Source organism: Dryocola sp. LX212, from assembly GCA_041504365.1.
Classification (GTDB): Bacteria; Pseudomonadota; Gammaproteobacteria; order Enterobacterales; family Enterobacteriaceae; genus Dryocola.
Map to the genome: position 1 here is coordinate 3,267,410 of CP167917.1, position 23,307 is coordinate 3,290,716.

The following is a 23,307-nucleotide window of genomic DNA, read 5'->3' on the forward strand; positions in this document are numbered from 1 at the left end:
GCTGTTAGCCGGTGTGTGTTCTCGTATTCCCGGCATCCTGGAGCCCAACAGGCTTCGTCCACTGATAACAAGGCGAAGTTGCTCACCAGGTAGAAGACCTGTCCTGCCGGCAGCAGGTCAATCTCGATATTAACCCCCTTACCCGGCGAGCGTTTTTCTACCTGGTCAAAGTTATGAACGGGAATATCTCCGGTCTATAAATCTGCATCCAGATGACGCATTGAAGCACGCCAGCGCCGGTCTGAGCCTTTATAGCACAGAATTGAGACGCCCCGTTCGGTCACGCATAACCTGATTCTACTTATCACCGCCGTTAAAAATGGGGGATTACCCTGGCATCGGCCATTACAAATGAGATTTACCATAACGCTCTAATGAAGCGAACCTTAAAACCCCTTCACAAGAGGTTTTGCTACATTTCTGTCCCACACATCCCCCCAAATAAAATGAGACACGAATCACATTTTAGCCCCGCAAGGTAAATCAACACTTGCCAACCTATCTACTGGTTGGTAGATTTAATTTCAACAACACGACTTACGAACAAAAACACACAACAAAACATCAGGAGCGTCATCATGAAAAAGATCATCAAAACCACCGTTGCTATCATCGCCCTGTTCGTCAGCGCACTGAGCTATGCCGCCAGCCCGCAAATGGTTTCCAGCAGCGAAGCTGCATCGCTGCAAAAAATTGGCGTGGTCTCCTCCGGAGGCTTCACCACCCTGGATGAACTGGTGGCCTCACTGGATATGAAAGCCGCTGATGCCGGAGCCACACACTACCGCATCACCAGTGCCAGCGGCATGAATAAACTCTCCGGTACCGCCGTCCTGTATCGTTGAATACCCGTTACCCTCGCACCTGCGCCCGGAACATTTTTGGTTTCCGGGCGCAGTTGCGTCTGAATAACAGGCACCCGCAGGTGCCAGGAGAACATTATGTCCACCCATGACAGTCTGATTGAACTGACTGACACCCTTATCCAGCAGAACGGCTACCAGGGCTTCAGCTATGCTGATCTCGCTGACGGTCTGGGAATACGTAAGGCCAGTATCCATTACCATTTTCAGACCAAAACCGACCTCGGGCTTGCCTACTGTGACTACAAGGAGGCCGGCCTGCTGAAACTGGAAGCGGCCCTGTTACAGCTGCCACCGGGTAAAGCCCGCCTGCAGGGTTATATGGACGCATTTCTCAAATGCGCCGACAGCGGCCAGATGTGTGGCATTCACGCCATGTTGTCCGACAGCGCCCTGTTTGAAGAACCTCTTCAGAAAGCCACCTCCCGGCTGGCACAAACCGACCTGCGCATCCTGACCAATGTGCTGGTTTCGGGTCGTGAAAGTGGTGAACTGGCTTTTACTGCTGAGCCGGCCGACGTGGCCATTATCATCGGCAGCGCCATTAAAGGGGCCCTGATGCTCAACCGAATCCCTCCTCATGATGCCTGCTCCCGCACCATGAGCGCTCTTATTCAGCTACTCTGCCGCCCGTAAAACCACGCCTGTGGCTGCCCCGGTTAACCCGGAGGCAGCCAGCACCTGTGTCCACAAACGGGGCGCTGACTGCCACACCGGCAGTCAGCACTCAAAAAATTACCGCTGACAACGCCTGTATTCCGGGGACCACAGAAGATATTAAGACTTTCCTTGCATTTAATTTTGAGCTACCCCTTGCCAAACTATCTACTGATAGGTAGATTAAATCTTAACAACACGACAACACAATAAAACAGACATGCAGGGGGCATCATCATGAAAGCACTTATCAGCAACGTTATTGCTATCTTCACCCGTAAACCCCGTGGACCGGTCATCATCAAATCCGGTCTGTCCGATGAAGAAAAAGCGGCTCTGGTACCGGTCCGCACCCTTTCTGTTGGTTGGGTGTCTTCCGTGGATGAGCTGGAGCGGGAGGTTATCCGCGAAGCCCTTGAACATGGTGCCGCCGCTTATCTGATTTCTGAGCTTGAGCAGGCCCGTTTCGTCCATGCCCGCGCCACGCTGCTTGCGTAGACATCAAACGAAGATAAAAGGACACACACCATGAAAAATAACATCGAGCCGCAACTGCGCCGGTTACTTCGTAAAACGTCAGGCCTGGACATTATTGTTCTGCGGCTGTCAGTGATTTTCATCTTCGCACTGTTTGGTACCTACAAATGGTTTGCCTTCGAGGCCAACGCCCTTCACCACCTGCTGTCAGGCACCTGGCTCAGTGCGCTGTATCCGGCTCTCGGCGTTCAGGGATTCAGCTACGCACTTGGGGTGGTGGAAAATATCACCCTGCTGGCTCTGATTGCCGGATTTTTCCGACCAGCAGTCGGCGCAGCAGGCGCCCTGATGGTGGCAGGCACCGGCATCGTCACCCTGAGCATTCTGCCGCAGTTGGGTCGCATTGACAGCTTCATTATCAAGGATGTTCTTCTGATTGGCGCTGGACTGGTGCTGTTGCGTCATGACCTGCGACGGACACTGATTAACCGGAGGGCGAAGCAACTCAGCTCCGTGCACAAGCCCCGCTCGTCTGACGCATTGTCAGCCGTGGGGCGACCCTGAATTACGCAGCAGCCTGATATTTCTGGCCAGCAAATATGACACCACTCCCGGGTTCATGGTGAGAGGCATGGAAGCCGCTTTTCAGGCGGGGATCGCTCCCCACGACTTTTTAGAGCGCCACCTGGAAAATAAGCCGCTTCTCGCCAGCCCGGACTTTGAAAAACACTATCTGGATCTCATTCATGAGTAGGACCCGTCCCGGTGAGTGAGATTTGTAAGGAGAGCGATATGAACAAACCGTATAAAAAAGACCCACAGACCATTCAGGCGCTGACGGAGCTGCAGTTCAGCGTCACCCAGAAAAGCGCCACTGAGCGCCCGTTTACCGGAGAATATACCGACCACTTTGAGGACGGACTGTACGTGGATATCGTCTCCGGTGAGCCACTGTTCTCGTCGAAGGACAAATTTGATTCGGGCTGTGGCTGGCCGGCATTCAGCAAACCAGTGGAAAACAACGTCCGCAACCTGAGCGACCTCAGTCACGCCATGGTGCGTACTGAAGTGCGTTCCCGTCATGGTGACAGCCATTTGGGACACGTCTTCTCTGACGGGCCCCAGGATACAGGTGGATTACGTTACTGCATTAACTCTGCTTCACTGCGTTTTATCCCGAAAGCCGCTCTGGAAACAGAAGGATACGGTGAATTTCTTCCCCTGTTTGAAAAAGGAGATAAGTATGAAAACTGATGTGGCAATCCTTGCCGGTGGTTGCTTCTGGGGCGTCCAGCAGCTGCTTCGTAAACTTGATGGCGTGGTCAGCACCGAAGTAGGTTACACCGGCGGGCGTAATGATAACCCGACATACCAGCACCACCCCGGTCACGCCGAAGCCGTCAGGGTGGAGTTTTCACCCGACATGCTGAGCTATCGGAAGCTGCTGGAGTATTTCTTTAAAATTCATAATCCTGCCACCATGCGCCGTCAGGGTAATGACATCGGCTCAAGCTACCGCTCAGCTATATTTTTCACCACAGAGGAGCAAAAGCAGCAGGCAAACCAGCTTATCCGTGAAATAGATGACTCAGGAGTCTGGCCCGGAGTCGTGGTGACAGAAGTAGAGCAGGCCGGTGAATTCTGGTCTGCAGAGCCAGAGCACCAGGATTACCTGCAGCATAATCCGGACGGCTATACCTGCCATTTTGAACGGCCTGACTGGACGCTTCCGTGATCGGTCACCGTAGTAGACTCGCTGCATTCAGCCCCGCCCATGTGCGGGGCTTTTTTGGTCGTATGCAGAGATAATAATGGGATCACAAACAAATTTTTTAGTCCATTTCTTGCGAAAAAACAATCAACACCCTGATTTAACGGGCATATTAGAAATAGATGAGAAAGGACAATGATTAGAATTATGCTGACCGTTATCGCATGAACGCTATTTTACGGACTCTCCACCAGTCTGTGTTTCGCCGGGCTTATCGCCTATATGCCCCAGTTCCTGTACAGCCTTCTGTCTGACTTATAACCCAACATCTGGCTATGTCATGCTGTTTACCGGCTGACACTTTTTATCGTATTTTTGCCCAGCCTTTTCCGGACAACAAAAGCCCCTATTTGACATAAAGCCCTTATATTATGCGCACCATTGTACGCACCGCAAAAACGGCTTCAGGGCGTTTCTGACGGATAACCGGTAAAAGAGTCAACAAACCGCCCGAAAACCCGCCAGAAATACACAGGCAGAATTTTACCCCACTGCATGACTATTCAGGTAAATGAACCAGTCCCGTATTCATCGTGATTTGTCCCTGTCAGGCTTCTTTCTGTGTAATTTCGGCGGTTTTACCCGCTCTTCACCCTGCGTTCTAATATTACGGAGCCGTAATTCCTTAACGTGCTTCTCCTGAAGTGTCTAATTAGCCCGTTCAGCGCGACCCCGTGCTCCAACCAGTCATGCGGAGAGCATCAATCTGGATCAGTTCCCCAACGAGTGAGCGAAACTCAGGCGAGAAAGCATTATTGGAGCATTTCCCACGACGAGGGGAAATCATCCCCTGAGAACCTTCAACCCGGTATCGTTGAACAAGATGTTTGACCTGCCGGACCGAAAGACCTTTTCGCTCCGCAGCCTGGTCCTGAGTGATGTGGCGGCTGACCGACCCCCGAATAATCTGGAGCCGATCGAGCTCTTTGTGACTCACGCTAATTATCTCTTTTGCCATGAAATACCCCCCCAAAATACGATGGGTGACATTTCTGACTTGGTCAAAGAGGATATAACCGCATAGTCTTAATAAATTTGAGAGGGGGCACGCTTTACAGCAGGATTTCTGGAGATGACGACGGAGGATGTTGCGTGCGTCATCCAACGCAATTACGGAGGATGACGCTTCGCTTATCCACCCTACAGCTAAGTTATGCCGGGAGGATCGGAACGGGATTAACGCAGGCCGAGCTGGAAAATCATGGTTTCAGCCTGGCAGCTGAAGACAAAGTCGATATCCATCTGCACGCCGCCCTCAACCTCTTTAAAAGTTGGGGTGATCTGGCAGGGTTCGGATTCGACTTCGCGGGCCTTCGCGCTTAGCGCAGCCAGCGTTTCTTCTGCCTGGGCCTTGTTGTCAAAGACGCGGCTGTAGGTTGCGATGCAGTCGGTATTATCAATGATGGAGCCGACATCAATACAGCAGCAAACCGGGGTTTCATCAGCGCTGTTCTTACTCATTATGATTTTCCTCTGTATCTAAAGATGAGAAGGGATTCAACAATTACTGTCTATTTTACGCTCCCAGTTGAAGGCTCACCAGTCGTTAATATTATCTGGTGCGCCAGGGGAACAAAATCACGCTTAAAAATGATCTAAAACAAATTTCATGCTTCTGGCCTGGTTGCCCTGGCCGCTATTTTGCCAGGCAGATCTCGTTTTTAAGATCAAACTTTAAAAACTTTAGAAACAAACTTGCAACATCCCATCTGGTCAGACCTATACTCTCGCCACTGGTCAGATTTCTCTTACACGGATCAGTCCCTACTATTCGCGCTCCTGTTACTACATGTAACATTATTTGTATAAAAATAAATCTATGAGGTTTTGGTCATGAGCCAGAAAAACCTGTTTACAAAGTCAGCCCTCGCGGTTGCAGTGGCAATTGTCTCCTCGCAGGCGTACGCCGCCGGCTTTCAATTAAACGAGTTCTCTTCCTCTGGCCTTGGCCGAGCGTATTCGGGGGAAGGTGCAGTGGCGGACAACGCGGGCTCAGCCAGCCGTAACCCTGCCACCATCATGATGTTCGATCGCCCTTCTTTCTCGGGTGGCGCGATCTTCATCGACCCGGACGTAAATATTTCAGGCACCTCACCTTCAGGCCGCAGCCTTGACGCAGATAACATTGCGCCAACCGCCTGGGTGCCCAACCTGCACTTTGTCGCGCCGATTAACGAACAATTTGGTTGGGGGGCATCGGTCACTTCTAACTATGGTCTGGCAACAGAATTTACCGATGACTACACCGCAGGCTCAATGGGCGGCAAAACCGACCTGACCACCCTGAACCTGAACCTCAGCGGCGCTTACCGCCTGAACAATAACTGGAGCTTCGGCGTTGGCTTTGATGCCGTATACGCCAAGGCAAAAATCGAGCGTTACGCCGGTGACCTGCCTCAGCTCATCGCTGGGTCTGGCGCCCTGCCGCCGCAGCTGGCAGGTCCGGTTTCCCAGATCCCTGGCGACACCCAAATCGCCCACCTGAAAGGTGACGAGTGGGGCTACGGCTGGAACGCCGGTATTCTTTATGAAATCGATAAAAATAACCGCTATGGCTTCACCTACCGTTCAGAAATCAAAATCGACTTCGACGGCGACTATAAGAGCAACCTTCCTGCCGCCTATAACCCGCTGCTGTCTAACTTTGGCCTACCGGCTGGCACCAACGGCCAAACCGTTCCGGGCGCGCTGACCCTGAACCTGCCTGAAATGTGGGAGCTGTCCGGGTATAACCAGGTCGCACCGCAGTGGGCCATCCACTACAGCTTGACCTACACCAGCTGGAGCCAGTTCCAGGAGCTGAAAGCAACCGGCAACAACGGCCAGACGCTGTTCTATAAAGATGAAAGCTTCAAGGATGCCTGGCGCATCGCGCTCGGTACCACCTACTTTATGGATAAAAACTGGACCTTCCGTACCGGCATCGCATTCGATGATAGCCCGGTTCCGGCTGATAACCGCTCCATATCAATCCCGGATCAGGATCGTCTGTGGCTGAGCGCGGGTACCACCTACGCGTTTAACGACGACGCGACCGTGGACCTGGGCGTGTCTTATATGCACGGCCAGCACGTTGAAATCAACGAAGGGCCATACACCTTCCGCTCGGAAGGGAAAGCGTGGCTGTACGGCATGAACTTCAACTACGCGTTCTGATACCCAGCAGCAACAAAAAAGGCGAACCCGGAGGTTCGCCTTTTTTATGCCGTCGCAGATTACTGCGAGTCGATATCTTTTAAATCGTCCTCAATCAGCGCCGCGTTCGGGTTCACCTGCGGCGTCAGGCTGCCGCCATTCGTAATAAAGTCGTGGCGCTGGAAATAAGCTTCACGCACCAGAATATAGGGATCGGAGGACTGCTTGAGCAGGCCGTCGGAATCCAGAAGCTGCGCACGAGTTTCGATCCCCTCAATGGCCCATTTGCCGACGGACATCGGCCACGTCAGCCAGGAGAGTACCGGATACAGCGCATCCACGCTGTCACCGCCTTCATCACGCAGCGTAAAGCTGCCGTAGAAAGGAAGCTGCAGATACGGGCCGTAGCCGACGCCATAATGCCCAAGGGTCGAACCGAAGCGGTGCGGCTCTTCACGCTGCAGTTCCGGGTTCGCCATCCCTGCCACGTCGATTAACCCGCCCATCCCCAGCACGGTGTTCAGGAAGAAGCGCGTGAAGTGCACCATCCCCTGATACGGATTCCCCTGCACAAAGTAGTTCGCCATGATAGCGGGCTCTTCAAGGTTGCTGGTGAAGTTGCTTATCCCGTTACGCGCGGGCTGCGGCACATAATCACGCCAGACCACAGCAACCGGGCGCACAACGTAAGGATCCAACACGTTAAAGTTGAAGTCGTACATGGTGCGGTTGAATCCTTCAAAGGGATCCGAACGGCCCTGCGTCTGTTGATCGGTCGAACTGGCACACCCTACAAGTAGCATGGTGGCCAGTGCCAGCCCGGTCAGGCGAAAATTCATTATGCGTCTCCCTGTTATTGTTTGTTTACGCTCTCAGGTGCGGTGATATCCTTGCCTGACTTCGACTTCGCCTGCGCGATGCTGCGCTCGACGACCGCACGGCGCTGATCGTCAGCAGGAAGCAGCTTCAGCATGACCTGCCAGGCACCCATCGCCTCACGGTACTGCTGCTGCTCGAATGCGTTGAAGGCAAACAGACTTAGCACGCGTACGTTGGCATGGTCGCTCTTGAGTAATTCCCGCAGCAGACGTCCCCCCAGCAGGTTGTCTTGCGGATCGCCGGAGCGAGTCAATACTTCAGCATAGCCCAGCTTTACATCACCGTTGGTCGGCGACAGTTTATATGCTCTGGCAAAGGCTTGTGTAGCGGTAGTTGCGTTATTGACCACCATACCAATACGCCCGAGCATCATCCACCCCTCAACATTGTCAGGGTCCTGCTGCAGACGGGTACGTAAGCCCAGCCCAAGGCGCGCCATATCCTCGATATTCAGCGGCTCCGCTTTAGGATTCATTACGCGCTGCAGCAGCTGCGGCGTTTGTTCCGTTACCTGCTGCCACTCGCGAACCTGTTTAATACTGGAAACGTTCAGATAAACACCAACGCTGACAACAATAAGGATCACCGCGCCAGGCGCGAATATCCAGTAGCTGGCCTTTTCCACCGGTTCGTCGGTGTCATCACCGTCTACCCCGTCCCGGAAATAGACCCGACGTTTGCGGCTGCGCACCACGATCACCCCGATACCGCCCAGAATAAACAGCACCGGCAGCACCCAGAGGATAATGGTCGATGGCGTAACCGGCGGCTCGTAGGTCACAAAGTTGCCGTAGCGGTCGACCATATATTCAATGATCTGCTGCTTGCTTTTGCCCTGCTGCATCAGCTCATAGACCTTCAGACGCATGTCCGAAGCAATCATCGCGTTGGAATCCGCAATGCTGTTGTTCTGGCATTTCGGGCAGCGCAGCTGCTCCGTCAGCTGGCGGAACTGCTGCTCCTGGGCTTCGTCTTTAAACTTATAAGTGTCGATGGCGGCGGTGGCGTAAAAAGAGAACAGCAGCGCGGCAATCAGTAACAGACAGCGTTTCATGCACCCGCCTCCTTGTTGTATTTGTCCCACAGCGGCTTAATCTCCTGATTCCACACGCGATCGTTGAGATCCCCCGCGTGGCGATAGCGGATGATCCCTTTGCCGTCGATCAGAAAAGTTTCCGGCGCGCCATAAACGCCCAAATCCAGCCCCAGCATGCCGTTGCCGTCAAACAGGCTCAGGGCATAGGGGTTTCCCAGCTCGTTGAGCCAGGTTATCGCCTTCTGGCGGTCGTCTTTGTAGTTCATACCCACCACGCGAATGCCCTGCGCCTTCAGGCCGTTGAGATACTGATGCTCCGCGCGGCAGGTCGGGCACCAGGTCGCCCAGACGTTAAGCAGCAGCGGCTTGCCGTCCGTCAGCACCGCCTGATCATAGTTTTTTCCGGGAATGTCTAACGATTCAAGGCGGAATTCCGGCACCGGCTTGCCAATCAGCGCGGATTCCAGATTCGTCGGGTCGTCCCCCTGCGCATTACGCGTCAGCTGCCACAGCAGCGCCGCCGCCAGCAGTAAAAAGAGCACCAGCGGGATGTACAATATTTTGCGGTTCATGCGGCCTCCGCCATTTTTTTACGTGAGCGATAGCGGGGATCGAGCAGGCAGCACAGGCCGCCCAGCGTCATCAGCAAACCGCCCGCCCAGATCCAGCGCACAAATGGCTTATAGTAAAGGCGCACCGCCCAGCTGCCGTCGTCCAGCTCTTCCCCCAGCGCAGCGTACAAATCGCGGGTGAAGCCGCCGTCGATAGCCGCTTCGGTCATCATCGAGCGGCTGCTGTTGTAAAAGCGTTTTTCCGCGTGCAGCGTAGCTTCGTGCTTGCCGTTGCGCGTGACGTCGATAATCCCTACGCCGCCGCTGTAGTTCGGGCCAGTCAGGTCGTGCACGTCGCGGAAGACGAAGTGGTACTGGTGAATGTCGATACTGTCGCCGGATTTCATGCGCACGTCGCGCTCAACGCTGTAGCTCTGGCTGAAGGCGATGCCGACAACCGTCACCGCCAGGCCAAGATGGCCAAACACCATGCCCCAGTGGCTGCGCGGTAATTTCCACAGCCCCATCAGCAGCCCACGGCGATGCGTGGCGCGCCCGTACACTTCAGTCAGCGCCAGCACAAAGACCCAGACCGCCATCAGCAGCCCGACAACGGTCATGGCCTCCACGCGGTCCTGCATCAGCCACGGCAGCGCAAGCGACAAAACAACCGTAATTACCAGCGCGGTAACCAGCCGCCTGACCAGCTTCTGCGGCTCATCGCGGCGCCAGCGCACCAGCGGCCCGATACCCAGCAGCAGCGCAAACGGCGCCATCAGCGCGGTAAACATTGTATTAAAGAACGGTTCGCCGATTGAGATGCTGCCCAGCCCTAGCTGTTTATGCACCAGCGGCAGCAGCGTACCCAGCAGCACCACCAGCATGGCGGCAATCAGCAGGACGTTATTGCCTAACAGGAAAGATTCGCGCGACCAGAGTTCATTGCCCACCCGCGAACGCACCTTGCTGCCTTTTACCGCGTACAGCAGCAGCGAGCCGCCAATAACGATGACCAGGAAGGCGAGGATAAACATGCCGCGAGCCGGATCCGAGGCGAAGGAGTGGACGGATACCAGCACGCCGGAGCGCACCAGGAATGTCCCCAGCAGGCAAAGCGAGAACGCGGTAATCGCCAGCAGCACTGTCCAGGCCTTAAAGCTGCCGCGCTTTTCCGTGACCGACAGGGAGTGGATCAGCGCTGTCCCCGCAAGCCACGGCATGAACGAGGCGTTTTCTACCGGGTCCCAGAACCACCAGCCGCCCCAGCCCAGCTCGTAGTAGGCCCAGGCGGAGCCAAGAACGATGCCGATGGTCAGGAACGACCAGGCCGCCAGCGTCCACGGACGGGTCCAGCGCGCCCAGTTGGTATCCAGCTTGCCCGCCATCAGCGCGGCAATGGAAAACGCAAAGGCGACGGAGAAGCCGACGTAGCCCATATACAGCAGCGGCGGATGGAAGATCAGCCCGATATCCTGCAGCAGCGGATTCAGGTCGCGTCCTTCAATGGGGAAGTCCGGCAGCGTACGGGTGAACGGGTTCGAGGTGAAGATGATAAACAGCAGGAAGCCGAAGTTAATCATCCCCATCACCGACAGCACCCGCGCCAGCGCATCTTTTGGCATACCCTCGCTGAACAGCGCCACGGCAAATGTCCAGCTGCTCATCAGCAGCACCCAGAGCATCAGCGAGCCTTCATGCGCCCCCCAGGTTGCCGCCACCCGATACCAGACCGGCAGCTCCGTGTTGGAGTTGCTCGCCACGTACAGCACGGTGAAGTCGTTAACCACGAACGCATACACCAGCACTAAAAATGAAGTGAGAATGGTAAAGAACAGCGCCCAGGCAAGCGGACGCGCGGAGTTCATCAGCCGCAAATCGTTACGCTTCACGCCCCAAAGCGGATATACGCTCAGCAGGATGGAGAGCGCCAGCGCCACGCAAAGCAAAAAACTGCCGACTTCAGGCATCATGAGGCATTGTCCTTATAGGTTTGCGGCGCACGCTTGTGATTTTTGTTCATCGCCTCTTTGACTTCCGGCGGCGTATAATTTTCGTCATGCTTCGCCAGCACTTCTTTGGCGGCGATAAGATTGCCCTTTTCCAGTACGCCCTGGGCGACTACGCCCTGGCCCTCACGGAACAGATCCGGCAGGATGCCGACGTAGGTGACATCCACCACGCCGTTGATGTCATAAAGCTTGAAGGTGACTTTAAGGGTGTTGCTATCGCGCTTAACGCTGCCCGGCTGAACCATGCCGCCAACGCGCAGGCGCTGGCCGATTTCCGGCAGCTGCTGGCTTTCACCCTTGCCGTAGATAATTTCGCCTGGCGTGTAAAAGAGATCGATGTTGCTGCGCAGCGCATAGAGCACCAGCGAGATAGTGAGCCCTAACCCCACCAGTACGGCCACGGCCAGCCAGAGACGGGTTTTACGACGACTGTTCACTTACACTCCCTCGCTTTGCTTTCTTGCACGAATGCGCTGTTCGCGCGCCTGCTGGCGATCCACGTCATTTAAAATGGCGCGATGCCGGGATGCGGTATGCACCACCAGCCCCAGCAGCGGAATCACGGTAAAGGCAACGGCCAGCCAGACGTAAAAGGCGTAGCCACCCATGGCGAAAAAATCGGCCCAGCTGGTAAAGGCACTGGTCACAGGCTTCTCCCTTTGTTTGCAAGCGCTAACACCCACGGGCGACGGCGCTCCTGAAGCAGGATGAGGTTACGAAGGCGCATTAGCGTCAGGGTGATAAACAGCAGCAGGAAGCCAACGATGGTCAGGCGCAGCGGCGTGCGCATCGAAGGGTCGATGCTTTGCTGCATGTTGGTGGACCCCTGATGCAGGGTGTTCCACCACTCCACGGAGTAATGAATGATCGGCAGGTTTACCACGCCCACCAGCACGAGGATGCCGGCGGCGCGCCCGGCCAGGCGGCGGTCATCGAAGGCGTTATAAAGGGCGATGACGCCAATATAAAGGAAGAGTAGCACCAGCTCCGAGGTCAGGCGGGCGTCCCAGATCCACCAGGTTCCCCACATTGGTTTACCCCACGCCGAGCCGGTCACCAGCGCGATAAAGGTAAAGACCGCGCCGACCGGCGCCATGGCCGCCACGGCCAGATCGGACATTTTCATCTGCCAGACCAGCCCGATAAAGGCCGCCACGGCCATCGACCCGTAGATACCCATCGACCAGATCGCCGCCGGGACATGAAGATACATGATGCGGTAGCTCTGTCCCTGCTGGTAGTCAGCAGGGGCATAGACAAATCCCCACGCGCAGCCCGCAATTAACGTAATGGCACTGAGCACCGCCAGCCACGGCACGAATTTCCCGCATAGCTGATAGAGCCGTTCCGGCTTAGCCAGTTGATGTAGCGCTTTCCACATAGTCCATTTGCTCACAAATTAAAAAGTCTTACGGTGGATGACGCAGCCGCTTATCCACCCAACAACGCACTCTAGTTTTTTACTGCACGCTCACGCGCAGCGCCGCCGCCGTAGCGAACGGGCTTAGTGTCGCGCTGCCCGCAAGCAGCGCACCGAGGATCGCCATATAGCCATCGACGGGTAAATGCATTGACGCCGCGTCCATTGCCGCCGTGGCGAAAATCAGCAGCGGGATGGTCAGCGGCAGCACCAGCAGGCTCAGCAGAACGCCGCCTCGCCGCAGGCCAACCGTTAAGCCAACGCCCGGCGCGCCCAAAAAGCTCAGCGTCGGCGTGCCTAACAGCAGCGTTAACGCCATCACCTGCCAGCTGTAGAAATCCAGGCCCAGCAGCAGCGCCGCCAGCGGCGAGAGAATTAACAGCGGCAGGCCGGTTACCACCCAGTGAGCGGTCACTTTCGCCAGCACCACCACGGGTAAAGGGACAGGCAACAACATAAGCTGTTCCAGCGAGCCGTCCAGGAAGTCATCACGGAACAGCCTGTCCATCGCCAGCAGCGACGCCAGCAGCGCGGCAACCCAGATAACGCCTGGCGCAATGCGCGCCAGCAGCTGCGGCTCCGGGCCAATTCCCAGCGGGAACAAGGTGATAACAATAATAAAAAACCACAGCGGATTGGCGATTTCCGATCTTTTTCTGAAGACAATCCGCATTTCCTGCAAAAAAATACGCCCCATCATGGCTGCGCTTCCCGTAAAACAATCTGGCGGACGGAGGCCAGCGCCAGCGGCTGGTGCGTCGTGAGGATGACCATGCCACCCGCTTCGGCATGCTTCACCATCTGCCGCGTGAGCTTTTCCACGCCGGCGACATCAATGGCGGTAAACGGCTCGTCCAGAATCCACAGCTTTGCAGAGCTGAGCCATAAACGCGCCAGCGCCACGCGGCGCTGCTGTCCGGCAGAGAGCTGATTCACCGGCACGTCCTCAAATCCCAGCAGGCCGGCCTCCGCAAGGGCTTCCCAGCGCGCGGCAACCGGGGTGTCGGCATGAAAAAAATTTATATTTTCGACAGCGGTGAGCACCGCTTTGATGCCGGGCTGATGCCCAAGCCAGAGTAAATCCTGGTGAAACAGGTCACGCGCTCGCCGCAGGGGTTCGCCCCGCCAGCGAACGTCCCCCTCTTCGGCCTGAGAAAGCCCGGCAAGAATACGCAGCAGGGATGTTTTACCCGCGCCGTTCGCGCCCGCCACCTGAACCATTTCGCCCGCGTTAACGGTAAACGACAGCGCGCTGAACAGCAGACGGTCGTCACGGGTGCAGCTCAAATTTACGGCATCAAGCATGAGGAAGTATCGCTACGAATTTTAGGGGAATGAATGATAGCACATCATCCTGCTTGCTCCAGGCCGTACAAGCACTTAGTGGTACTCCGAAAGAGGTAAACACCACCTGCGAGATCAACGATTGGGCGAATTCCTGAAATTAGCGAGGCGCAGCTAAAAAGCCGCTACGCTTACTTTATCAGAACTCAAGCGGAGCGCCCGTTACATGGACAAACTGAAGGAAGACAAAATCGATAAATCCAGCGACGAACTGGAGGTAGAGAGCGAAGAGAAGTCGAGCGGCAAAGAGATCGACGTGGACGAGGATCATCTGCCCTCTCGGGCGATGGCCATTCACGAGCACATCCGTCAGGACGGGGAGAAAGAGCTGGAGCGCGACGCCATGGCGTTGCTGTGGTCGGCCATTGCCGCAGGCCTGTCGATGGGGGCATCGTTGCTGGCAAAGGGCGTGTTTCACGTCCATCTGGAAGGCGTGCCGGGCAGCTTCCTGCTGGAGAACCTCGGCTATACCTTCGGGTTTATCATCGTGATTATGGCCCGCCAGCAGCTGTTTACCGAGAACACCGTCACGGCGGTGCTGCCCGTCATGCAAAATCCCAGCGCCAGCAACTTCCTGCTGCTGCTACGTTTATGGGGCATGGTGCTGCTGGGCAACTTGATAGGCACCGGGCTTGCGGCATACGCCTTTGAATACATGCCCATTTTCGATGAAAAAACCCGGGACGCGTTTGTGACCATCGGCATGGAAGTGATGCACAACACGCCGGGAGAGATGTTTGCCAACGCCATGATTTCCGGCTGGATCATCGCCACCATGGTCTGGATGTTCCCCTCTGCAGGCTCGGCCAAAATAGTGGTGATTATCATCATGACGTGGCTGGTGGGGCTGGGCAATTTAACGCATATCGTCGTCGGCTCCGTAGAGATCCTCTACCTGGTCTTTAACGGCACTCTCCACTGGAGCGACTTCTTCTGGCCCTTCGCCCTGCCGACCCTTGCGGGCAACATCTGCGGCGGCACGTTTATTTTCGCACTGATCAGCCACGCACAAATCCGCAACGATATGAGCAACAAGAAGAAGGCCGAAGCAAAAGCCAAAGCGAAGCGCAAAGCGGAAGTGGAGAACGGCGAGGACGAAGGGAAAGGCAGCAAACGGCAGGCGTAAGGCGAAAACTGGTTACGATTCAGGCAATCAACCCGTTAACCCCTTACCGCAGCCCGAAAAGCGGGTATACTACGCCCGCTTGTCCTCTTAGTTAAATGGATATAACGAGCCCCTCCTAAGGGCTAGTTGCAGGTTCGATTCCTGCAGGGGACACCATCAGCACTTTCTCTCCATACCCCCCACCAAACCCGCATAACACAAGGCTTTAAGCCTTATTTCATTTCTAAGCAATCCCTTTAAATAGCCCCCAAAGCCACGATTAAAAGTGTCCCTTTAAACTTCAGGAAGGACATATGCCCTTAACTATATCGAAATTAAGAATGCGCCGCCAAAAGACAAAGAATATGTAATATCCTAATGGCGAGAAACCAGAAGATGCTTCGCGTCTTGAAGCCCTTGATGTTTATCCGCGGCATGTGGGGATAGTTCAGCAAAGCCTGTGGCACGGGCTTGATGATTATGTTAATGATTTCGTTGTGTCGATAGCTTATGGTCTGCTGTAGGTGAAGCAGTCCCTGAATCGAATCAATTAACCAAACATTGAGAACTTATTTATGCCTGTCATACTAAGATTTAAGGGGTATCGGTTCTTTTTCTATTCGAATGAGGGTGACCCCCGCGAACCTGCACACATTCACGTTCGCGGCACTGATGGTGAGGCAAAATTTTGGCTAACACCTGAAGTGCTGCTGGCGCGTAACGATGGTTTTAATGCTCGCGATCTGAAAGAGCTGGTGGGCGTGGTTGAAGAAAATCGCAAACTACTAATGGAGGCGTGGAATGACTATTTCGCCTAAGAACGTAAAATTCGACGAATACAATATGTGGGTAGAGTTAAGCGATGCCCGTACGATGGGCGTACCGTTGGCATGGTTTCCGAAATTGATGCACGCCAGCCCTGATGAGCGAAACGACTTTGAGTTAAGCCGCCGTGGTATTCACTGGGATAGCCTCAATGAGGATATTTCTATTGAAGGACTCCTGGCCGGGCGTGGCGATGTGACATTCAAGCCACACAGCGCCGCATAAAATCCCCCTGGCGGTAATGCCCTTCCTTCCGTTACCGCCATTCTGCTTAATATCCCTCTATGTATCCCTAAAAAACACGAAACCAATAATTATCTTTAATAATTAATATGTTACCTTGTTTCATCATTCCTGCAGGGGACACCATTTAACTACAGCCTTCCGTTTACTCAACGCTATAAAACGCCGTTAAATCAGCCTGCACAGGTATATTTTCATATATCAACGCCTGCTCACATCCGCTGTTTGTAGGTCGGAAAAGCGAAGCGTCTTCCGACAATATGAATCAAAGGGTGGACGACGCTGCCGCTTGACCATCAAGGCGGTAGCTACGAGTCCAGTACAAATTTGTTGTTTGCGAGCCCCTTCGCACACCCAAAATGCAACGCTGTAACCGCCATTTTTCTGCTTGTCACCTGCAAACCTCCGGGCGTATTCTCTCTGCGCACCAGCAAAATCTGGTGCCGGGCGTAGGAACCCGGTTTTCTCTAGGGCAATATCAAGGGCTTAACGTCTTTTTTGTTGTCGTGGCACCAACACACCTTTATCCTTATCAACGGTGGCGCTGGTGGGGCAACCTTCGGGTTGGCCGATATTCCTTAGAGGTCGGTTTCCTACCCTCATCAGCGCCACCACCCGAGCGTAGGAACTCTGGTGATGGTGATTATCTACTCTGTAGGAGATCATTATCATGATGTCAGCTCAAACCCATTCTCAGCCGCAACCAGACAACGCCCTGGTTTCCCCGATTACCGCCAGCATGGATCTGTTTCAGCTTCTCGACGTGTGCGAATCCCTTGCCGACGAGTTAATTGAATGCAAAACAGCAACCGAACAACAGGCGCTTTGCGGGCGCATCGCCCACTGCCTGGAAGTGATGAAAACCACCTTTGACCAGCCGCTGCCCGCGTATCTGGTGGAACGCCTCACCGTCGATAAAGAAGTGAAAATCCAGGTGAACCACGACTCAGAAATACAACGCCAGTATTGCCACGCGCTGACGCAAACCTTATTGAGCCGCGCCCATACCCTTGAGGTGAACCGCGCCTTAACCGGCATGCTGTTTGAGCAGATTAATGAACTGGTCGAAGATTTACAGGCGCCGCGTTTTCTGCGCGGCTAGGTGAGATTGGTTGGCGGGTAAGCAGCAAGCGCTACCCGCCGAAAAGATTAGCTTAATGCAGCGTCAGTCAGTGCGTCCGCCAGGTGGAGCTGGGTTTGCTGGGCGGATTGCAGGCGGGACTTGAGGGAATCGCAGGTGCTGAAAAATGCCTCAACCGTCAAAATTACTTTTAGTTGAGTTTTAGTAGGAGGAAGCGCAACGGGAGCAAATTTTAAATTATCTTGGGAAATATTCATCTGGCTTTCAGCCATACCTGATTTAGATGATTCCAGATACTCCGCGGTCACACCACAATTAAGGCACAAAGAAATATATTTTGCTGATATATCCTTTGAAATCAAATGAAACCTAATTATCTTATCGGATATCATTAATCTCTTTCTCGTTTTTTCAACCACACAAGAAATACCAACTCGATTCTTTGGCCCAGCTCTTGTTATCAAAATGTCACCAGTTTTTACTTCATATTGTGCCCGTGGTTGCTTGCTATTTGGTAAGGTTTTATTTTCCTGCTCTCTATACTCTAATGTTTGTACTGCGGTGGTTTTTAGTATGCCCCAGACATTTTCATTTGGAGATGGTTCAGGTAAACATGCAGGACTCCAACCTGCATCCATATTTTCAATAATGTCACCAATACGACACCACTCCCACCCCGGCGGTAAAACAAAAGGTTTTTCTTCATCACTCACTGGCGGCAAAGGTTTTTGTTTTTTAATTTTGCCTTCTTTCACCAGTTGCGCTTTTTCCTGCTCAATACGTTTAAGCAGCTCAGATGCAGGCTCATCACTAGGATCCTGCGGCACCAGTTTACCCATTACCGCCAGTTGCAGAATGGTTTGCTTAAGCGCATCAATGCTCGCTTCGGTGGTAAACAGCGTGTCGAAATGCTGGCTGATTCGCGCCCAGTGTTCGGCGAGTTCTTCGGCATTTTGGCTAACGGTCAGCGTTGCCAGCAGGGTTTCAACCAGTTGCTGGTGTGCCTCCAAAATAATTAAAGATTGTTGTTCAAGTTGGTCACAGAGAGCCATTAGTTCATTAACTTTGGCGACGATACTGTGTTGTTCTGTGACTGGTGCACACGGTATTAACAAGCTCTCCCATTTGCCTCTATTTATTATTGGCGTTGCTGAACCTGTAGATGCTGTGATCATTGAACTAATAAAAAGTGTTGTTGAAATAGAGAAATATAGATATTTACTATCTACTAACACTGGTCTTATAGAGTTAATTTGTTGATTAAATGCTACTCGCTCACTGACTACTGCTGATTTACCAATAGAACCACCAATGCAAACAGTGAAAACATCCCCATTATTAGCCTCTGTGCTATTCAACATGCCATCTTCAGAAAGAAATTTATCTCCTTGAGTAATCTCACCACATTGAGTTATTTGCCCAGGACCAACAAAGGGAATATTTCCGTTAAAATGACTGGAGACTGATGTGCTTGGTGTTTTTCCAGTTGAGCACATACCAACATTACCCAGTCTTACCCACGCCCACCCCTGCGGCAGCTCAAAAGGCTTCTCATCCTCGCTAATTTCAGGTAGCGGCTTTTGCTTTTTAATTTTTCCCTGTTTCACCAGCTCGGCTTTTTCAGCGGCAATACGCTTTAACAACTCAGAAGCCGGTTCATCATTCGGATCCTGCGGCACCAGCTTGCCGCGCACCGCCAGCTCCAGAATCAGCTCGCGCAGTTTCTTAATGCCGTAGAGATCGATTTTACCGTTGCTGCCGCGCCCGGCGGTTGAGCGGGTTTGCAGGGCGGAAGTCCAGGTATCGATATGTTGGGTGATCAGTTGTTCAACGGCCATCAGTTCGCCCCCTTGTTGCCCGCCAGCGCGGCACCGAGAATATCGCGCAGCTGGCTGCGCAGCTTGCTGATTTCCGCCTGCTGCGTCTGGTACTGCGCCAGCAGCTCTTCCGGATCGTGGCTGATGGTTTCGCCCTGGTACGGGTTTTTGATGTCGAGGTTGAAGTTGCGGGCAATCACTTCATCGATACTGACTTTCCACGCCTGGTTGTTCGCTTCGCGGCTGGCAAAACCGTCTGCTTCACTGCCCCACCAGTCGATCTCGGTCTGGAACTCTTCAAACTTCATCGGTTTGGTTTTGCTGTAGTTCTTTACGCCAGCCGGGTACGGATGCTCGTAGAACCAGATCTCTTTGGTCGGCTGGCCTTTGGTGAAGAACAGAATATTGGTTTTGATGCCTGTATACGGGTTAAACACGCCGTTCGGCAGGCGCACGATGGTGTGCAGGTTGCACTCTTCGGTGAGCAGCTTTTTGATTTTGGTTTTCACGCCTTCGCCAAACAGCGTGCCGTCCGGCAATACCACCGCCGCACGGCCTTTATCGGCCAGCACTTCAATAATCAGCTGCAGGAACAGATCGGCGGTTTCGCGGGTCTGCATTTCTGCCGGGAAGTTTTTCTCGATGCCGTCTTCTTCGGTGCCGCCAAACGGCGGGTTGGTGACGATCACGTCAAGCTGCTCATCCCACGAGGAAAGCGGCTTGTTAAGCGTGTTGTCGTGGCGGATTTGCACCGGGACTTCAATGCCGTGCAGCAGCATATTGGTGGTACACAGCAGGTGCGGGAGCTGCTTTTTCTCCACGCCGAAAATCTGCTTTTGCAGGGTTTTATGGTCTTCGGTGGTGTTAACGTAATGTTCTTTCACATGGTCAAACGAACACGCCAGGAAACCGCCGGTACCGCAGGCCGGGTCCATAATCGACTCGCCCAGCTTCGGGTCGATGCGGTTGACCATAAAGCGCGTCACCGCACGCGGGGTATAGAACTCGCCCGCATTGCCCGCGTTTTGCAGGTCGCGCAGGATTTGTTCGTAGATGTCACCAAACAGGTGGCGTTCGGAACTGCTGCTGAAGTCGATTTCATTAAGTTTATTAATGACCTGGCGCAGCAGCGTGCCGTTCTTCATGTAGTTATAGGCATCGCTGAACGCTTGTTTGACCACAAAACCGCGCGGGTTTTTATCGATTGGCGCAATCATGCTTTTCAGGGTTGGGAACAGGTCGTCATTCACAAATTCCAGCAGCTCGTCGCCGGTGATCCCTTCGCTGTTTGCCGCCCAGGTGCGCCACAGGTAGCGTTCAGGGATCGGCAGCTGGTAGTCATCCTGCTCCAGTTCAAGCTCTTCTTCCTGGGTGTCAAAAATTTTCAGGAACAGCAGCCAGGAAAGCTGGCCCAGGCGTTGGGCGTCGCCGTCCACGCCTGCGTCTTTGCGCATGATGTCCTGGAGGGATTTTATGACTGAGCTAATCGACATGTTTTCTTTCCGTTTTTAAATAATGATGCCACCGGAAGCCGAAAGCGCCAGGTGGCAGAATAGACGTTGGGTTATCAGGCGGAGCGTGGCGGCAGCTGGTAGATTTCGTTTTCCAGGTCAAACACGGCGTCTTCGTAAGCCTGCTTGTTGCCAAAACTGCTTTTGATAATTTCAAGCGGGCGACCGAGCGAGTCGAACGGTTTCAGCTTCAGCACCTGGATATCCTCGATTTCCTGCACGCCTTCGTCGGCGTATTTATCCAGAAGCGTGTTTAACACGTTCTGCGCAGGCGCGGAATATTTGGTGAAATAGTTACGTTTACGCACGTTGTTGGCTCGTTCCTGGCGCGTTAGCGGCGGCTGGCCGTAAACCACGTGGCAAAGCAAATCGAACGGGTCGAGATCTTTACCCACCTCTTCGGCCAGCACGTCCCAAAGCACGCCCAGCTCTTGCAGCTCCGCAATGATAACCTGCTTGCGGGCGGCAGAGTGCCATTTACGGGTGAAGTCATCAAGCGATGCGTAGTCTTTATCTTTCAGCAACGTTTTGCGGGTGTAGTCCTGGAAGGATTCTGTGACCAGTTTGCCGTCCGCATCGTAATACTGCACGCGTTTCGCCAGCACTTTAACCGCAACGCCGTTGACGTGGAATTTGCGGATTTTGTTCTCGTCGTCTTCTTCGATAGCACCGGCGCCAACGCCTGACGTCGCATCGTAAGCTGCGGGAGTCTCGTCTGCCCCTGCAAACACATCTGGCAATTCACCCTCTGGCGTTTCGTCTTCCAGCCGCTCGTCAAAATCAGAGTCCGGGTCGGTAATCTCTTCTGCCGTGGTACGGATCACTTTTTCCGGTACGCCGTCAAAGCGTTCATCGGCAAACAATTCGGTGGCTTTTTTGAAGTCGAGAATGGTGAACCACAGCTTGCCGTGTTTTTCGTTGATACGCGTTCCGCGCCCGATGATTTGCTTAAATTTGGTCATCGACTGGATGTTTTGATCCAGCACCACCAGCTTGCAGGTTTGGGCATCGACGCCCGTGCTCATCAGTTCAGACGTGGTGGCAATCACCGGGTAAGGCTTTTTCGGGTTGATGAAGTTATCCAGCTGCCCTTTGCCGATCTCGTCATCGCCGGTAATTTTCATCACATACTTTTCGTTCTTCTTCACCTGCTCCGGGTTCAGGTTGACCAGCGCCCGGCGCATTCTGTCGGCATGGTCGATGTCGTTACAAAAGACGATGGTTTTATCCATCGGGTTGGTGCGTTTTAGATAGTCGGTGATGGTTTGCGCCACCAGCAGGGTGCGCTCATCAATGACCATTGTGCGGTCGAAATCTTTCTGGTTGTAAATACGGTCTTCAATCAGCTCGCCGCGCTTATCCACCTGCCCTCTGGTTGGCCGCCAGCCCTGCAAATCCACATCAATGTCCACGCGCACCACTTTGTACGGTGCGAGGAAGCCGTCTTCAATACCTTCTTTCAGCGAATAGGTGTAGACCGGTTCGCCAAAGTAATCGGTGCTGGAGACGTCCTCGGTTTCTTTCGGCGTCGCGGTGAGACCAATCTGCGTGGCGCTGCTGAAGTATTCAAGGATTTCACGCCAGGCGCTGTCTTCCGACGCGCTGCCGCGGTGGCATTCGTCGATAACAATCAGGTCGAAGAAGTCTGGCGCGACTTGTTTAAAGGCTTTCTGATGTTCCTCTGGCCCGGTGATCGCCTGGTAGAGCGCCAGCTGGATTTCATAAGCCGGGTCGATGGTGCGCCCGGTGATTTTTGTCATCGCGCTGCCGAAAGGCTGGAAGTCGTTAGTTTTAGTTTGATCAACCAGGATATTGCGGTCAGCGAGGAACAGAATGCGTTTCTTGTTTTTTGCTTTCCATAAACGCCAGATAATCTGGAAAGCGGTGTAGGTTTTCCCGGTTCCGGTCGCCATCACCAGCAGTACGCGTTTTTGCCCGCCAGAGATCGCCGCTATAGTTTTATTGATTGCCTGTAACTGATAGTAGCGCGGGGATTTTCCTGAGTTGTCATCGTAGTAATCCTGGCTGATGACGGGCATTTGCTCGGGAGTAAAACCTTTCCAGGCGCAGTATTTATCCCACAGCCGTTCGGGGCCGGGGAAATCTTCCAGCTTGATTTCAGATTCAAGCTGCACAGCATTGGTTTTATCGTGAAAGATAAAGCCGTCCCCGTTGGAGGCAAAAACAAACGGCACATCAAGCAAGCGCGCGTAATCCAGCCCTTGCTGCATCCCTTTGCCCATCTCATGCTTATTGGCTTTTGCTTCTATAACCGCAAGCGGTAACCCCGGCTTATGGTAAAGCACAATATCGGCTGATTTCACCGTCAGGCGTGCCGCCAGTTTGCCGCGTACCACCACTTTGCCATCACGGAGTTTTACCTCCTGGCGTATCTGCGTCATCACGTTCCAGCCTGCGTCTTTCACCGCAGGCAGAATGAATTTGGTGATGATGTCCGTTTCAGTCAGGTGCGTTTTGTTTACGCCAGCCATAGCAGAGCTCTCAACGATATTGGGTTAGCTCTGATTTTACACAGGTTAGTGCGTCAAGTAATGGCATGAAACGATGTTTTGAGCCGGTGCA

Annotated in this window: 25 protein-coding genes, 1 tRNA gene and 1 pseudogene; 13 read left to right on the forward strand and 14 right to left on the reverse strand. The window is 53.7% G+C overall.

Annotation, left to right across the window (positions count from 1 at the left end; genetic code table 11):
• Positions 1-578 precede the first annotated feature (578 nt).
• The 7 genes from ACA108_15780 (at position 579) to msrA (ending at position 3,732) form a co-directional block, all read left to right on the forward strand.
• The gene (locus ACA108_15780) at positions 579-845 is read left to right on the forward strand and encodes a YdgH/BhsA/McbA-like domain containing protein (protein ID XEX94827.1); all 267 of its coding nucleotides are present in this window, start codon (positions 579-581) and stop codon (positions 843-845) included.
• Positions 846-941: 96 nt separating this feature from the next.
• A complete protein-coding gene (locus tag ACA108_15785) occupies positions 942-1,499 on the forward strand; it encodes a TetR/AcrR family transcriptional regulator (protein ID XEX94828.1) in 558 nt (185 codons plus the stop codon).
• Between the two features lie 258 nt (positions 1,500-1,757).
• Positions 1,758-2,018 carry a DUF1471 domain-containing protein gene (locus ACA108_15790; protein ID XEX94829.1) on the forward strand — a complete coding sequence of 87 codons (261 nt, stop codon included), beginning with the start codon at positions 1,758-1,760 and terminating at the stop codon, positions 2,016-2,018.
• 30 nt (positions 2,019-2,048) lie between these two features.
• Positions 2,049-2,561 carry a DUF417 family protein gene (locus ACA108_15795; GenBank protein XEX94830.1) on the forward strand — a complete coding sequence of 171 codons (513 nt, stop codon included), beginning with the start codon at positions 2,049-2,051 and terminating at the stop codon, positions 2,559-2,561.
• Positions 2,562-2,628: 67 nt separating this feature from the next.
• Positions 2,629-2,751 (forward strand): hypothetical protein, encoded by a 123-nt coding sequence (locus ACA108_15800; protein XEX94831.1) that lies wholly within the window; start codon positions 2,629-2,631, stop codon positions 2,749-2,751.
• Between the two features lie 38 nt (positions 2,752-2,789).
• A complete protein-coding gene (msrB, locus tag ACA108_15805; protein ID XEX94832.1) occupies positions 2,790-3,251 on the forward strand; it encodes a peptide-methionine (R)-S-oxide reductase MsrB in 462 nt (153 codons plus the stop codon).
• Positions 3,241-3,732, forward strand: a complete 492-nt coding sequence (msrA, locus tag ACA108_15810) for a peptide-methionine (S)-S-oxide reductase MsrA (protein ID XEX94833.1) — start codon at positions 3,241-3,243, stop codon at positions 3,730-3,732. The genes msrB and msrA overlap by 11 nt, the downstream gene beginning before the upstream one ends.
• Before the next feature lie 742 nt (positions 3,733-4,474).
• On the opposite strand, the pseudogene ACA108_15815 reads toward msrA, so the two are convergent.
• A pseudogene (locus ACA108_15815) lies at positions 4,475-4,726 on the reverse strand (helix-turn-helix domain-containing protein).
• 218 nt (positions 4,727-4,944) lie between these two features.
• Positions 4,945-5,229, reverse strand: a complete 285-nt coding sequence (locus ACA108_15820; protein XEX94834.1) for a YfcZ/YiiS family protein — start codon at positions 5,227-5,229, stop codon at positions 4,945-4,947.
• A 372-nt stretch (positions 5,230-5,601) separates the two neighbouring features.
• Between ACA108_15820 and fadL the strand changes: the two genes are divergently transcribed.
• Positions 5,602-6,924, forward strand: coding sequence for a long-chain fatty acid transporter FadL (fadL, locus tag ACA108_15825; GenBank protein ID XEX94835.1), 1,323 nt, complete (start codon positions 5,602-5,604; stop codon positions 6,922-6,924).
• A gap of 59 nt (positions 6,925-6,983) precedes the next feature.
• Here fadL and mlaA read toward each other — a convergent pair whose 3' ends face one another.
• The 9 genes from mlaA to ccmA form a co-directional block, all read right to left on the reverse strand.
• Positions 6,984-7,742 carry a phospholipid-binding lipoprotein MlaA gene (gene mlaA / locus ACA108_15830; protein XEX94836.1) on the reverse strand — a complete coding sequence of 253 codons (759 nt, stop codon included), beginning with the start codon at positions 7,740-7,742 and terminating at the stop codon, positions 6,984-6,986.
• Between the two features lie 14 nt (positions 7,743-7,756).
• On the reverse strand, positions 7,757-8,836 hold the full coding sequence (locus tag ACA108_15835) for a cytochrome c-type biogenesis protein CcmH (protein XEX94837.1): 1,080 nt from the start codon (positions 8,834-8,836) through the stop codon (positions 7,757-7,759).
• Positions 8,833-9,390, reverse strand: coding sequence for a thiol:disulfide interchange protein DsbE (dsbE, locus tag ACA108_15840; GenBank protein ID XEX94838.1), 558 nt, complete (start codon positions 9,388-9,390; stop codon positions 8,833-8,835). The genes ACA108_15835 and dsbE overlap by 4 nt, the downstream gene beginning before the upstream one ends.
• A complete protein-coding gene (locus ACA108_15845) occupies positions 9,387-11,339 on the reverse strand; it encodes a heme lyase CcmF/NrfE family subunit (GenBank protein ID XEX94839.1) in 1,953 nt (650 codons plus the stop codon). The genes dsbE and ACA108_15845 overlap by 4 nt, the downstream gene beginning before the upstream one ends.
• Positions 11,336-11,815 carry a cytochrome c maturation protein CcmE gene (ccmE, locus tag ACA108_15850; GenBank protein XEX94840.1) on the reverse strand — a complete coding sequence of 160 codons (480 nt, stop codon included), beginning with the start codon at positions 11,813-11,815 and terminating at the stop codon, positions 11,336-11,338. Before ccmE ends, ACA108_15845 begins: the two co-directional genes overlap by 4 nt.
• Positions 11,816-12,025: a heme exporter protein CcmD gene (gene ccmD / locus ACA108_15855; GenBank protein XEX94841.1), complete on the reverse strand. Its 210-nt coding sequence runs from the start codon at positions 12,023-12,025 to the stop codon at positions 11,816-11,818. It lies immediately after the preceding gene.
• On the reverse strand, positions 12,022-12,759 hold the full coding sequence (locus ACA108_15860) for a heme ABC transporter permease (protein XEX98130.1): 738 nt from the start codon (positions 12,757-12,759) through the stop codon (positions 12,022-12,024). The genes ccmD and ACA108_15860 overlap by 4 nt, the downstream gene beginning before the upstream one ends.
• Before the next feature lie 79 nt (positions 12,760-12,838).
• Complete coding sequence (gene ccmB / locus ACA108_15865) at positions 12,839-13,498, reverse strand: heme exporter protein CcmB (GenBank protein XEX94842.1); 660 nt, start codon at positions 13,496-13,498, stop codon at positions 12,839-12,841.
• A complete protein-coding gene (gene ccmA / locus ACA108_15870) occupies positions 13,495-14,103 on the reverse strand; it encodes a cytochrome c biogenesis heme-transporting ATPase CcmA (protein XEX94843.1) in 609 nt (202 codons plus the stop codon). The genes ccmB and ccmA overlap by 4 nt, the downstream gene beginning before the upstream one ends.
• 214 nt (positions 14,104-14,317) lie before the next feature.
• Between ccmA and ACA108_15875 the strand changes: the two genes are divergently transcribed.
• From ACA108_15875 to ACA108_15895, 5 genes are all read left to right on the forward strand, one after another.
• Positions 14,318-15,268 (forward strand): formate/nitrite transporter family protein, encoded by a 951-nt coding sequence (locus ACA108_15875; GenBank protein ID XEX98131.1) that lies wholly within the window; start codon positions 14,318-14,320, stop codon positions 15,266-15,268.
• An 81-nt stretch (positions 15,269-15,349) separates the two neighbouring features.
• Positions 15,350-15,424 (forward strand) — tRNA-Arg (locus ACA108_15880).
• 398 nt (positions 15,425-15,822) lie between these two features.
• Complete coding sequence (locus ACA108_15885) at positions 15,823-16,065, forward strand: DUF4160 domain-containing protein (protein ID XEX94844.1); 243 nt, start codon at positions 15,823-15,825, stop codon at positions 16,063-16,065.
• Complete coding sequence (locus ACA108_15890; GenBank protein XEX94845.1) at positions 16,049-16,297, forward strand: DUF2442 domain-containing protein; 249 nt, start codon at positions 16,049-16,051, stop codon at positions 16,295-16,297. Before ACA108_15885 ends, ACA108_15890 begins: the two co-directional genes overlap by 17 nt.
• 688 nt (positions 16,298-16,985) lie before the next feature.
• Complete coding sequence (locus ACA108_15895; protein ID XEX94846.1) at positions 16,986-17,417, forward strand: hypothetical protein; 432 nt, start codon at positions 16,986-16,988, stop codon at positions 17,415-17,417.
• 47 nt (positions 17,418-17,464) lie between these two features.
• Here ACA108_15895 and ACA108_15900 read toward each other — a convergent pair whose 3' ends face one another.
• From ACA108_15900 to hsdR, 3 genes are all read right to left on the reverse strand, one after another.
• A complete protein-coding gene (locus ACA108_15900) occupies positions 17,465-19,234 on the reverse strand; it encodes a restriction endonuclease subunit S (GenBank protein ID XEX94847.1) in 1,770 nt (589 codons plus the stop codon).
• Positions 19,234-20,706, reverse strand: a complete 1,473-nt coding sequence (locus tag ACA108_15905; GenBank protein XEX94848.1) for an N-6 DNA methylase — start codon at positions 20,704-20,706, stop codon at positions 19,234-19,236. Before ACA108_15905 ends, ACA108_15900 begins: the two co-directional genes overlap by 1 nt.
• Before the next feature lie 74 nt (positions 20,707-20,780).
• Positions 20,781-23,216, reverse strand: coding sequence for an EcoAI/FtnUII family type I restriction enzme subunit R (hsdR, locus tag ACA108_15910; protein ID XEX94849.1), 2,436 nt, complete (start codon positions 23,214-23,216; stop codon positions 20,781-20,783).
• Between the last annotated feature and the right edge of the window lie 91 nt (positions 23,217-23,307).

Coding starts and splice junctions, on each gene's coding strand:
- ACA108_15780 (XEX94827.1), top strand. CDS start 579: ATGAAAAAGATCATCAAAACCACCGTTGCTATCATCGCCCTGTTCGTC.
- fadL (XEX94835.1), top strand. CDS start 5,602: ATGAGCCAGAAAAACCTGTTTACAAAGTCAGCCCTCGCGGTTGCAGTG.
- ACA108_15860 (XEX98130.1), bottom strand. CDS start 12,759: ATGTGGAAAGCGCTACATCAACTGGCTAAGCCGGAACGGCTCTATCAG.
- ACA108_15820 (XEX94834.1), bottom strand. CDS start 5,229: ATGAGTAAGAACAGCGCTGATGAAACCCCGGTTTGCTGCTGTATTGAT.
- ACA108_15835 (XEX94837.1), bottom strand. CDS start 8,836: ATGAAACGCTGTCTGTTACTGATTGCCGCGCTGCTGTTCTCTTTTTAC.
- ACA108_15890 (XEX94845.1), top strand. CDS start 16,049: ATGACTATTTCGCCTAAGAACGTAAAATTCGACGAATACAATATGTGG.
- ACA108_15790 (XEX94829.1), top strand. CDS start 1,758: ATGAAAGCACTTATCAGCAACGTTATTGCTATCTTCACCCGTAAACCC.
- hsdR (XEX94849.1), bottom strand. CDS start 23,216: ATGGCTGGCGTAAACAAAACGCACCTGACTGAAACGGACATCATCACC.
- ACA108_15800 (XEX94831.1), top strand. CDS start 2,629: ATGGAAGCCGCTTTTCAGGCGGGGATCGCTCCCCACGACTTTTTAGAG.
- ACA108_15795 (XEX94830.1), top strand. CDS start 2,049: ATGAAAAATAACATCGAGCCGCAACTGCGCCGGTTACTTCGTAAAACG.
- dsbE (XEX94838.1), bottom strand. CDS start 9,390: ATGAACCGCAAAATATTGTACATCCCGCTGGTGCTCTTTTTACTGCTG.
- ACA108_15895 (XEX94846.1), top strand. CDS start 16,986: ATGATGTCAGCTCAAACCCATTCTCAGCCGCAACCAGACAACGCCCTG.
- msrA (XEX94833.1), top strand. CDS start 3,241: ATGAAAACTGATGTGGCAATCCTTGCCGGTGGTTGCTTCTGGGGCGTC.
- ACA108_15845 (XEX94839.1), bottom strand. CDS start 11,339: ATGATGCCTGAAGTCGGCAGTTTTTTGCTTTGCGTGGCGCTGGCGCTC.
- ccmA (XEX94843.1), bottom strand. CDS start 14,103: ATGCTTGATGCCGTAAATTTGAGCTGCACCCGTGACGACCGTCTGCTG.
- msrB (XEX94832.1), top strand. CDS start 2,790: ATGAACAAACCGTATAAAAAAGACCCACAGACCATTCAGGCGCTGACG.
- ACA108_15885 (XEX94844.1), top strand. CDS start 15,823: ATGCCTGTCATACTAAGATTTAAGGGGTATCGGTTCTTTTTCTATTCG.
- ACA108_15785 (XEX94828.1), top strand. CDS start 942: ATGTCCACCCATGACAGTCTGATTGAACTGACTGACACCCTTATCCAG.
- ccmB (XEX94842.1), bottom strand. CDS start 13,498: ATGATGGGGCGTATTTTTTTGCAGGAAATGCGGATTGTCTTCAGAAAA.
- ACA108_15905 (XEX94848.1), bottom strand. CDS start 20,706: ATGTCGATTAGCTCAGTCATAAAATCCCTCCAGGACATCATGCGCAAA.
- ACA108_15900 (XEX94847.1), bottom strand. CDS start 19,234: ATGGCCGTTGAACAACTGATCACCCAACATATCGATACCTGGACTTCC.
- mlaA (XEX94836.1), bottom strand. CDS start 7,742: ATGAATTTTCGCCTGACCGGGCTGGCACTGGCCACCATGCTACTTGTA.